Annotated in this window: 9 protein-coding genes, 1 rRNA gene and 1 riboswitch; of the genes, 8 read left to right on the top strand and 2 right to left on the bottom strand. The window is 53.2% G+C overall.

The features are described 5' to 3' along the window. The 5 genes from Afil_RS04290 to dapD all read left to right on the top strand — a co-directional run. A 23S ribosomal RNA gene (locus tag Afil_RS04290) occupies positions 1 to 173 on the top strand; the annotation flags it as partial. Positions 174 to 567: 394 nt separating this feature from the next. Further along, positions 568 to 789 (top strand): hypothetical protein, encoded by a 222-nt coding sequence (locus tag Afil_RS04285; RefSeq protein WP_230267282.1) that lies wholly within the window; start codon positions 568 to 570, stop codon positions 787 to 789. Between the two features lie 105 nt (positions 790 to 894). After that, a riboswitch (Lysine riboswitch) is annotated at positions 895 to 1,063 on the top strand. A 117-nt stretch (positions 1,064 to 1,180) separates the two neighbouring features. Beyond that, on the top strand, positions 1,181 to 2,068 hold the full coding sequence (gene dapA / locus Afil_RS04280) for a 4-hydroxy-tetrahydrodipicolinate synthase (RefSeq protein ID WP_230267281.1): 888 nt from the start codon (positions 1,181 to 1,183) through the stop codon (positions 2,066 to 2,068). Then, the gene (gene dapB, locus Afil_RS04275) at positions 2,065 to 2,778 is read left to right on the top strand and encodes a 4-hydroxy-tetrahydrodipicolinate reductase (RefSeq protein ID WP_230267280.1); all 714 of its coding nucleotides are present in this window, start codon (positions 2,065 to 2,067) and stop codon (positions 2,776 to 2,778) included. The genes dapA and dapB overlap by 4 nt, the downstream gene beginning before the upstream one ends. Then, positions 2,775 to 3,458 carry a 2,3,4,5-tetrahydropyridine-2,6-dicarboxylate N-acetyltransferase gene (gene dapD, locus Afil_RS04270; RefSeq protein WP_230267279.1) on the top strand — a complete coding sequence of 228 codons (684 nt, stop codon included), beginning with the start codon at positions 2,775 to 2,777 and terminating at the stop codon, positions 3,456 to 3,458. Before dapB ends, dapD begins: the two co-directional genes overlap by 4 nt. Positions 3,459 to 3,722: 264 nt before the next feature. Here the strand turns inward: dapD and recQ are convergent, their stop codons facing one another. Continuing rightward, positions 3,723 to 5,645: a DNA helicase RecQ gene (gene recQ / locus Afil_RS04265; RefSeq protein WP_230267278.1), complete on the bottom strand. Its 1,923-nt coding sequence runs from the start codon at positions 5,643 to 5,645 to the stop codon at positions 3,723 to 3,725. Positions 5,646 to 5,849: 204 nt separating this feature from the next. On the opposite strand from recQ, the gene Afil_RS04260 reads away from it, so the two are divergent. From Afil_RS04260 to Afil_RS04250, 3 genes are all read left to right on the top strand, one after another. Continuing rightward, entirely contained in the window at positions 5,850 to 7,310 is a 1,461-nt protein-coding gene (locus tag Afil_RS04260) for a DUF1846 domain-containing protein (RefSeq protein WP_230267277.1), read from the top strand. A gap of 225 nt (positions 7,311 to 7,535) precedes the next feature. Continuing rightward, on the top strand, positions 7,536 to 7,820 hold the full coding sequence (locus Afil_RS04255; RefSeq protein ID WP_230267276.1) for a hypothetical protein: 285 nt from the start codon (positions 7,536 to 7,538) through the stop codon (positions 7,818 to 7,820). Then, the gene (locus tag Afil_RS04250) at positions 7,798 to 8,142 is read left to right on the top strand and encodes a hypothetical protein (RefSeq protein WP_230267275.1); all 345 of its coding nucleotides are present in this window, start codon (positions 7,798 to 7,800) and stop codon (positions 8,140 to 8,142) included. Before Afil_RS04255 ends, Afil_RS04250 begins: the two co-directional genes overlap by 23 nt. Before the next feature lie 97 nt (positions 8,143 to 8,239). On the opposite strand, the gene Afil_RS04245 is transcribed toward Afil_RS04250, so the two are convergent. Then, on the bottom strand, positions 8,240 to 10,021 hold the full coding sequence (locus tag Afil_RS04245) for an NAD(P)H-hydrate dehydratase (protein ID WP_230267274.1): 1,782 nt from the start codon (positions 10,019 to 10,021) through the stop codon (positions 8,240 to 8,242). Positions 10,022 to 10,098 lie beyond the last annotated feature (77 nt).

Here is a 10,098-nt window from a genome sequence, read left to right as displayed (position 1 = left end):
GGGCAGCCAAGCAGGGATCGGATAAGCGCTGAAAGCATCTAAGCGCGAAGCCGAGCCCAAGATAAGATCTGCGGTATATAAGACCCCTTGAAGACGACAAGGCGATAGGCTGGAGATGGAAGCGAAGCGATTCGTGGAGTTGGCCAGTACTAATCGGTCGAAAGCTTAATCTAAGATTCGAGAAAGCTATACGCAAGAAGCCACTACGAAACCAACGATCGCGTTAGATCGTTATGTTGGAAGACTGATGTTTGTTTTTGAAAGACCCATTTTCTGCAAGCTAAGAAATATCAAGCCCCCGAAAGATAAAGGAAAATTCAGTATCTTTCGGGGGCTTTCTCTGCAGTTCAGAAGAAAAATTCAGAGGCGGTATTTGCTTTTTACATTCTGGCGTCTTTTTTTATCTACCCGTATTTTATCTACCCGTATTTTATCTACCCGTATTTTATCTACCCGTATTCGCTGTCCGTTTATAACGGTGCGGGAGAGACTGTTTTTGAACTATGTCTGGGCGCCATCATTATTTGCGCGGCGCTGACAGGTTTTACAAAGTGGAAAAAGTGCAGAATGCTTCGCGCAGATGGGGTGCGTGCAGGCAATGGGATTCTGGCCCATCCGACCAATGAGGCGGTCGAACAGCTCACAAAACGGATCGAGAAAAATGGACTTTTCGCGCTTCCGGTCGACTGGAATACGATTCGACTGATCTGGGCTTTTGTGTACGCCAGTCCGGAAGTGAGCGAAGAGCGAAAAAATGCCCTTCTGGAGCAGCTGCATCGAAGAGACTGAAGGCCGGTTCTGGAGGAGCGTAAGAGGAAAAAGACATTTTTCATCCTATTTTCAGAAATCTCTTTCGCATTTACAAAACGGTTTCAAAAAAGGTCTATTGTAAGGACCATAGATAGAGGTCGCAGATCTGACCGTTTCTGTTCGAGCCGGCGGGCGTCTGAGAACAGAAAAGAGCACATCTGCCGAACTGAAAGGCGGGCACGCCTTAAGGTGGGCTGTTTCGAGAAGATCGGACAGACTGTCTGCATACTTATGCAGGAGAGCTATCGGGCGGTCATAGGCATGTACCGGCGGAGAACTCTTCGCCGTTTTTTCATGGAGGAAAGACGGCACAGTGTAAGAATTCTGTTCGATGCATGACTGGAGTCGGCCCCGACACAAGGAGAACGTTATGTTAAAAAAACTGCCGGAAGGATCCATTGTTGCTCTCATCACACCGTTTTCGGAAAACGGAAGTGTAAATTTTGACAAGCTCAGAGAACTGATTGAATGGCATATCGCGCATAAAACCGATGGCATTCTCATTCTGGGCACCACAGGCGAATCCAGTACGATGACACACTGGGAAGACGATGATGTCGTTCGCGTCGCCATCGAACAGGCGGACGGCCGCATTCCGATTATTGTCGGCGCCGGAAGCAACGACTCCCATACGCAGCTGGAAAAATCGCTGAAATACGAACGCATGGGTGCGGATGCGCTTCTGCTCATTTCGCCCTACTACAATAAGGCCAACCGTCAGGGGCTGATCGACCACTTCAAGCTGAGTGCGGACAACGTCAACATTCCGATCATCCTCTATAACATTCCCGGCCGTACCGGCGTGAACATTCCGGTCGATGTCGTGGAAGAGCTCTCGCACCATCCGATGATTCAGGGCATTAAGGAAGCCAGCGGCAGCCTGTCCTACGCGATGAACATCGCGAAATTCGTCGGTGAAGATTTCAAGATGTATTCGGGAAACGACGACATCATCGTGCCAATGCTGTCGCTGGGCGCCTCGGGCGTCATCAGCGTTCTCGCGGATATTTTGCCGGAAGAAACGCACGATCTGGTCCGGGCGTTCCTGGATGGCGATGTGAAAAAATCCCTGGATCTGCAGCTGCGCTATCTTGATCTGATCCACAAGCTCTTTATTGAAGTCAATCCGATTCCGGTAAAGGAAGCTATGAACCTGATGGGCATGGGTGTCGGCGGATACCGTCTGCCGCTTTGCCCGATGGACGAAAAGAACCGCGAAGCGCTCGCCGCAAGCATGAAAGAGGCGGGTCTGTTATGAAAATCGCCGTTATCGGACAGGGACGCATGGGCTCCCTGCTAAAAGAAGAAGCCAAGCGCCGCGGTCATGACGTCGTCATGGGCGATTGCCTGGATCCGGATCGCGTACTGGCGGCCAGGGAGGATCTCGATCTGATCATCGATTTTTCCCATCCGAACAATCTGGATTTCATTCTGGAACAGGCCGCAAATCCCAGTACCGCTCTGGTTCTGGGAACGACCGGCTATACAGACGAACAGCTTGAGCGCATTGAAGACGAAGCGAAAACACGTCCGGTCTTCTTTTCGTCCAACTATTCGCTGGGTGTAGCCGTCCTCAAGGATCTGGCTGCGCGTGCAGCCGCTATTCTGGACTCGTGGGATAAGGAAATCGTTGAACTCCATCACAGCCAGAAAGCCGACGCGCCCAGCGGAACGGCGCTGTCTTTACTGGAAGCCATCGATCCGCAAAACGAATACGAACATGTCTTTGGCCGGCATGGAAAACCGGGTCCGCGCAAGAAGGAAATCGGCATTCACGCGCTGCGTGGCGGAAGCGCCGCCGGCGATCATGAAATTCTGTTTCTGGGCGATCAGGAAACGATTCGAATTTCCCACAGCGCGCAAAATCGTCAGATCTTTGTCAATGGCGCACTCGATGCTGCCGAATTCATGGAAAACAAACCGACCGGTCTGTATTCGATGAAAGAGCTGATCGGAGACCGTTCGTGAACGCGCAGGAAATCATTGAACGCATCGCGACCTCGGAAAAGAAATCCCCGGTCCGCGTCTACTACAAAGCCGCCAGAGAAATCGATTTTCCCGGCTGCCGTACGTTTGGAAACATCGTTTTTGGCGAATGGAAAACGATCGCGCCGATTTTGGAGGCCCATGCCGAAGAGCTGGAAGACTGCGTCGTGGAATTTGACCGGCGCAATTCGGCGATCCCGCTGCTGGACTTCAAGGAAATCGACGCGCGCATTGAACCGGGCGCGCTGATCCGCGAAGGGGTAACGATCGAAAAAAACGCTGTCATTATGATGGGTGCCATCCTGAACATTGGCGCAATCGTCGGTGAAGGAACGATGATCGACATGGGCGCCATTCTGGGCGGGCGTGCAACCGTCGGCGCGCACTGTCATATCGGTGCCGGCGCCGTTCTTGCCGGTGTAATTGAACCGGCAAGCGCCGTTCCGGTTGTCGTGGAAGACAACGTTTTGATCGGGGCCAACGCGGTCGTGATCGAAGGCGTACGCATCGGACACGATGCGGTTGTTGCCGCCGGGGCGATCGTCATTGAAGATGTCCCGCCCTATGCGGTCGTTGCCGGCTGCCCGGCTCGAATCATCAAGCAGAAAGATGAAAAGGCCGCCGCAAAAACGGCTCTGGTCGACGCCCTGCGCACTTTATAGCGATAGCGCTTTAGATTTAGAGGACGTTTGCGGAATAGAGAGCGTTTTGTCGCAGGCAAATCTTCCGTCATGTGACCTGGCTGCGTGAATTGGAAAAATCCCAGATCTTCAAATAAAAACCAGTAAGATTACGAAATAAGATTACGAAAACAAAAAGAAAACGAAGCGGCTTCAAAAGAGCGAACGACTTGGATGTCTGTCCCCGGCTTTCGAGAGCGCTTCGTTTTTTCTGTTCTTTGTTTATTCGCTTCCTGCTTTTTGGGATCAGTTGTCGGTGTCCGTGCCGGTTTCGCCCGCGTCTTTGGAAAGGAAGTCCTGAATGACGCCGAGGAAGGCTTTTCCATACCGTTCGAACTTGATCTGGCCGACCCCGTTGATGGCCATGAATTCGTCTTCGGAAAGCGGCATTTCCCGTGCCATCGCCATGAGCGTGGCATCCGAGAAAATGATATACGGCGGAAGACCGCGGGCTTTGGCTAGATCCAGTCGCTTCTGTCGGAGCCGGTCAAAGAGAGCGGTATCGAACGCGTCGGCAGAATCGCCAGGGGAAGAGAGGGAAGAGGCAATTGAACGCGAAGTATTCGAAAGTGCGGACCGGCTGGCGGAACGGTTTGTGCCCGTCCGCGAGCCTTCCGGCAGGGAGTGCCGTTTGGGACGGCGCATCGTAATCAGTGTGCCCTTTTTTAAATCTTCGCGGAGTTTACGGCTGCCGTAAATGACCTGCCAGCGATCGGATGAGCGCTGCAGATAGCCTTTCATGATCAGACTTTCGAGAAGCGAGGCAATCTGCTCTTTCGACAGATTTTTCAGACTGCCGTAGCCTTCGACGTGATCGAGATACGCTTCCCGGATTTTTTTCGTACTGGCGCCGGCAAGAAAATCGCGCACGGTATTGAGACCGTAGGCGCGGGGCATCGCGTCGATCGCCTTGGAAATTTTCGCCGCTTCCTGGGAAATGTCTTCGTCTTCCCATTCGCCTTTGCAGTTGGAACAGTTGTCGCAGGTGCCCGCAGACGTTTCGCCAAAATAGGAAAGAATGGTCGCGCGCAGGCAGGCGGTCGTCTTGCAGTAGTCGACCATCTGGTTCAGACGGTGCAGATCGCGCCGCTCCTGATCGGGATTGTCTTCGTTGGAGCATTCAATCAGAAACTTGCTGACCATGATGTCGGCCGGCGCGAACAGTAAAATGCATTCCGCCGGAGCGCCGTCGCGTCCGGCACGGCCCGCTTCCTGATAGTAGTTTTCAAGCGACTGGGGCAGGGAATAGTGAATGACAAAGCGCACGTTCGACTTGTTGATGCCCATGCCAAACGCGGAGGTCGCCGCAATGAGCGGAACCCTGTCAAACTGGAAATCGTCCTGGTTGCGGGAGCGTTCCGTATCATCGAGTCCGGCATGATAGCGGGTGCATGGGAAGCCGGCTTCGCAGAGCGCCTGCGCGACTTCTTCGGTTTCCTTGCGTGTCTGGCAGTAGATGATGCCGCTCTGGCCGGGATGCTCCTCAAGATAATACTGGATGGCTTTCATCTTGTCGCGGGGCTGCTGCACTTCAAAATACAGGTTTGGCCGGTCAAAACCGGTGACGAGAAGTTTTGGATCCTTCAGATTTAACATGTGAAGGATATCGTCCTTGACCGGTCCGGTGGCTGTGGCGGTAAACGCCGCGAGAATCGGGCGTTTCGGCAGCTTCTGCGCGAATTCGGCAATGTCGAGATAGCTGGGACGGAAGTTCTGGCCCCACTGCGACACGCAGTGCGCTTCATCGACCGCGATCATGGAAATGTTCATCGACTGCGCAAAGTTTAAAAAGGCGGGCGTTAACAGACGTTCCGGTGCCACATAAATGATTTTGTAGCGGCCCTGCGAAGCGAAATAGAGGGCTTTGCGATACTGGCCGGAATTGAGCGAGCTGTTCAGAAACGCGGCGGGAATGCCGGCCTGGTTCAGCGCGGCAACCTGGTCTTTCATCAGCGAGATCAGCGGCGAAATGACCAGCGTGATTCCCGGAAGAAAAACCGCCGGGATCTGGTAGCACACCGACTTGCCTGCGCCGGTCGGCATAATGCCCAGCACATCGCGGCCGTCTAAGAGCGCGCAGATCAGATCGATCTGTCCCGGACGGAATTCGTCATAGCCATAATATTTTTTCAGCGCCTTATGAATCGGCGGATAGGTACGGTTGTTCATGGTCTTCCGATATTGTGACAACGAAAGATGAACCTTTCAAGTCCGGCCCCGGAAGCCTGCCGTCGACAGACGGCTTCGGCTTTACACGAGGCGAAAAAAAGGGCAGATTCAAGCGGATGGACGCAGGAAAGGGCACACAGACTTTCCAGAAAATCAGCACTCTTTTCTTGTGCTACAATCAAGCTGAAAACGGGAGGCGAAAACATGAAACAGGGTTTTGATAATAATGAATATTTGAAAATTCAGTCCGATCAGATTCGAAAGCGGATTGATTCTTTTGGAGGCAAGCTGTACCTCGAATTCGGAGGAAAGCTTTTTGATGATTTTCACGCGAGCCGCGTTCTGCCGGGATTCCAGCCGGATTCCAAGCTGCAGATGCTGCTGGAATTAAAGGATGAAGCCGAAGTGGTCATCGCCATTTCCGCCAAGGATATTGAAGCGGCGAAAATCCGTGAGGACCTGCAGATTTCCTACGATCAGGACGTTCTTCGTCTGATTGAAGAGTTCCAGAAAGCCGGCCTTTTTGTCAGCTCGGTCGTAATTACCCAGTATTCCGGACAGAAGAGTGCCCAGAAACTGAAACGCCAGCTGCACAAGAAAAACATCAAGGTGTACTACCACTATGTAATTGAAGGCTATCCAACGGATACCCGCCACATTATTTCCAAGGACGGTTTTGGCAAGAACGACTACATCGAAACCGAGCGTCAGCTCGTTGTCGTTACGGCGCCAGGTCCCGGTTCGGGAAAAATGGCAACATGTCTTTCCCAGCTTTACCATGAAAACCAGCGCGGCATCAAAGCGGGCTACGCCAAGTTTGAAACGTTCCCGGTATGGTCGCTGCCGCTGAATCATCCGGTCAATGAAGCGTATGAAGCGGCGACTGCCGATCTCGATGACAAGAACATGATCGACCCGTTCCATTTCGAGGCGTACGGCAAAGTCGCCATCAACTACAACCGCGACATTGAAATTTTCCCGGTTCTCAAAAAGATGTTTGAAGAAATTTACGGCTCGTCTCCTTACAATTCCCCGACGGATATGGGCGTCAACATGGTCGGTTTCTGCATTTACGATGACCAGGCCGTGCGCGAAGCCGCTATTCAGGAAATTGTCCGCCGCTATTTTGCAAGCCGCACCCGCTTCCTGCTCGACGAATGCGGTCAGGATGAACTGCAGCGTCAGGAAATGCTTCTGCAGAAATGCCAGATCACGCCGGAAGACCGCAAATGCGTCAAAGCCGCCCGTGACCGTGCTGCCGTTCGTAAAGTGCCCTGCGGCGCTCTGGAGCTGGATGACGGCACAATGATCGGCTCAGCCAATAACGATTTCATGGGTCCGTCCGCCGGTCTGGTGATGAACGCCATTAAGAAACTGGCCGGTATTGAAGATTCCCACCTGCTCATTGAACCGGAAGCCTTCCGCCCAATCCAGAATCTCAAAACCGAATACATGGGTTCCATCAACCCGCGCCTTCACACGTTTGAAACGCTGATCGCCCTGTCGCTCTCGGCTCAGAACAATCCGGAAGCCGCCATGGCGCTCGAACAGCTGCCCAAGCTGCGCGGAACCCAGGCGCACATCTGCGGCGATCTGGCCGATACGGATCTGAACACCTACAATTCGCTGGGCATTCAGGTTACCTACGAACCGCAGAAGCGCTAGAACCATCCCGATATTTCTGAATCGATTTCGATCGGTTCTCCGATTTTACACACACTCAAGCCGATCCGTCCCTGCGCCGGACCGGCTTTGTCTTTGGCCTCTGGTTGAATCGGGTAAAAGGCTTAGTTAAAATGAAAACAGAATCTGGACGTTTTCAGCGAATTTGAGCACCTGTATGATCGGCTGATGCGTTTCGTCCACGAGAAAAAGAAAGAGAGAAAGAAAATGGCTAAGAAAGTATCTCTGACCGCAGCCAATGCGGTTCGCAATATTCTGAAAAATAAGGAAGATTTCAAGGCGGAGCTTCGCTCTGAAGAAAAAGACGGCGAAAGAACCGTCTACGTCTTCGACGTCTTTTATGGAGACGCGATCGGTACGTTTACCATCGCCAGAGAAAATGATGAAATTCCGGTAGCGGTTCTGAACTTCTCCATGGGCAAGATTTTCTCCAAAGTCAACGACACCAATATTGAAAAGCTGGCCGCCTATGTCCTCGACACCGCGCTTTAATCTCACGCTGCGCGCCGTCGTCTCCACACGCGATGAAGAGCTGGCGCAGAGTGTCATCGCTTGTCTCAGGGAAGACGTTCCGCAGCTTAGCTGCTCGCCGTTTCGTGAAGAAACGTCGCTTGAAAACTGTCTGGAGTTCATGGGCAGTGCCGAAGTCACATCAGAACAGAAAGAGCGCATTCTTGCGCGCTGGGATAACGACTGGGACAGCGAAGAAGAGCGAAACGGTACCGAAAATTACTGGGCGTACGCCTTCAATACGAAAATGTTCGATCCGCTTCTTTACTATCTCGAACTGGAGCTTCGCCCGCTTCACAAATAAAGCAATATCTCTTTAACCAAAAAACTGGATGGCCTCTGCATACGCTGCAGAACCATCCAGTTTTTGATTTTTAGATAGGCCTGAGAAACCGTCTTTGTTAAAGGACGGATCGATCGGCTTCGTGCTGTTCGCACTCGAGTGAGTGAAACGTATCTTCCAGCGCGTCGATCAGCTTTTCCGGAGAGAAGCTCCAGGGCGATCTGGCGGCTCTGGCGCTTTCGTTATGAATCCAGGCCCCAAGAACGGCTGCCTGGTCGGGCTTGAGTCCGGCGGAAAGCAGACCGCTGATGATGCCGCAGAGCGCATCGCCGCTTCCGCCCTTGGCCAGTGCGGAGTCGGGACGATGAATCACAAAGTGCGAATTCTGGGAGCAGACGAGCGTGAAATCCGATTTGAGCACGAGCGTCACTTGCGGATGCTTCGCGCAGAAGTCCTGCGCGAGCGTCAGCGGATCGCTTTCTACCTGTTCAAGCGGGGCGTGAACGAGACGCGCAAATTCCATCAGATGGGGCGTGAGAATAATCGGTTCGTCATGCGCGTCCAGCCATTGAATGTGGTTATCCAGAGAAAGGATATTGATCGCGTCCGCGTCGAGAACACACGGCCTGTCGGCTTTGAGAACTTCCTGGACGACTTCCTGCGCACCCAGACCGGTGCCCATGCCATTGCCGGCGCCGATCACATCGCAGCGATCGATTGCCGTTGAAAGCAGCTTGGCGGAGCCGGGCGCAAACCAGCCTTCCGCATCCTGATCGGCCCGTAAAATCATGGCCAGATCCATTTTGGCGGCAATGGCTTTCGCGGCGTCTTTGGGGGTAAACAGGGTGAGCGTACCGCATCCGCTTGAAAACGCGGCTTTGGCGCTCATGCAAATCGCCCCCTGCATGCGCGCACTGCCGCCGCAGAGCAGCAGCTTGCCAAACGTACCCTTGTGGGAAAAATTGGAACGACGGGGGAGATATTCAAGCGCGTCCTTGCGGGTGAACAGCTTTGGCTCGGCGGCTTTTTCGTGCAGAAAGGCGGGAATGCCGATGTCGGCGATTTCGATCGATCCGGCATGGGCCGGTCCGTTGTTTAAAAGCAGACCCCACTTGAGGCAGTCCAGCGCAACGGTTAAATCCGCCCGAATGGCACTGCCGAGAACTTTGCCTGTCGTGCCGTCGATGCCCGAGGGGACATCGATGGAAACGATCGGCGTTTTCGCTTTGTTCAGCAGATTCACGTAGTCGCAAAACGGTGCCTGCAGCGTCCGGTTGAGTCCGTTTCCAAACAGGGCATCGACCAGAAGATCCGCATGCTCTGCTTCCTCTTTTAACGTGTTGAGAAGCGGGACGATCTGAGAGGGAAGACGATCGAGTCCATAAGCCGCAAAGGCACCCTCTGAATTTTCGCCTGAATTCCTGTCCAGAGTCTTCAGATTCTCCAGAGTTTCCTTGTCTGAATTGTCTGCGTCGTCTGGTTTTTCTGCGTCCGTCTTTGCTCCGGCGTCAAAGCGCCAGAGCTGGCCTTTTCTTTCGAGCGCCTTGTTTACAAAGAGACACGTCAGACTGCAGGCGTTGCTTATGGCCAGCTCGGCGAGTGCCTGCAGCTGGATTTTTCCATCGCCCGAGAGTGTATCGAGGTTAACGAAGACGCGAACCGCGCGATTTTGAAGCAGCAGAATCCGGGCGCAGGCCAGACCGTCGGCGCCGTTGTTTCCCGGACCGCATACAATCAGAATGCGTTTTGCGTCCTTGGAAAAATCGTGCTTCTGTATGGATCGACAGACGCTCTGGGCGGCGTTTTCCATCAAAATGAGGGATGGAATTTTCAGGCCGTCGATCGCCTGATGATCGGCCTCGCGGGCCTGCCTGGCCGTGGCGACATACTGGGTAATCAAAGGGCTCATCCTCCTTTAGCTTCCATAAATTCTACCGGTATCTCTATGTTATAATGGCAAGCTGAAAGGAGACACAT

Origin of the sequence: Allobaculum fili, assembly GCF_020969955.1 — a bacterium.
Taxonomy (GTDB): Bacteria; Bacillota_I; Bacilli_A; order Erysipelotrichales; family Erysipelotrichaceae; genus Allobaculum; species Allobaculum fili.
This window is presented reverse-complemented; position numbering and strand designations above follow the sequence as displayed.

What these genes read in the sequence shown, in the direction of transcription:
- Afil_RS04285 (WP_230267282.1), top strand. Translation starts at nt 568, where the DNA reads ATGCTTCGCGCAGATGGGGTGCGTGCAGGCAATGGGATTCTGGCCCAT.
- dapA (WP_230267281.1), top strand. Translation starts at nt 1,181, where the DNA reads ATGTTAAAAAAACTGCCGGAAGGATCCATTGTTGCTCTCATCACACCG.
- dapB (WP_230267280.1), top strand. Translation starts at nt 2,065, where the DNA reads ATGAAAATCGCCGTTATCGGACAGGGACGCATGGGCTCCCTGCTAAAA.
- recQ (WP_230267278.1), bottom strand. Translation starts at nt 5,645, where the DNA reads ATGAACAACCGTACCTATCCGCCGATTCATAAGGCGCTGAAAAAATAT.
- Afil_RS04260 (WP_230267277.1), top strand. Translation starts at nt 5,850, where the DNA reads ATGAAACAGGGTTTTGATAATAATGAATATTTGAAAATTCAGTCCGAT.
- Afil_RS04255 (WP_230267276.1), top strand. Translation starts at nt 7,536, where the DNA reads ATGGCTAAGAAAGTATCTCTGACCGCAGCCAATGCGGTTCGCAATATT.
- Afil_RS04250 (WP_230267275.1), top strand. Translation starts at nt 7,798, where the DNA reads ATGTCCTCGACACCGCGCTTTAATCTCACGCTGCGCGCCGTCGTCTCC.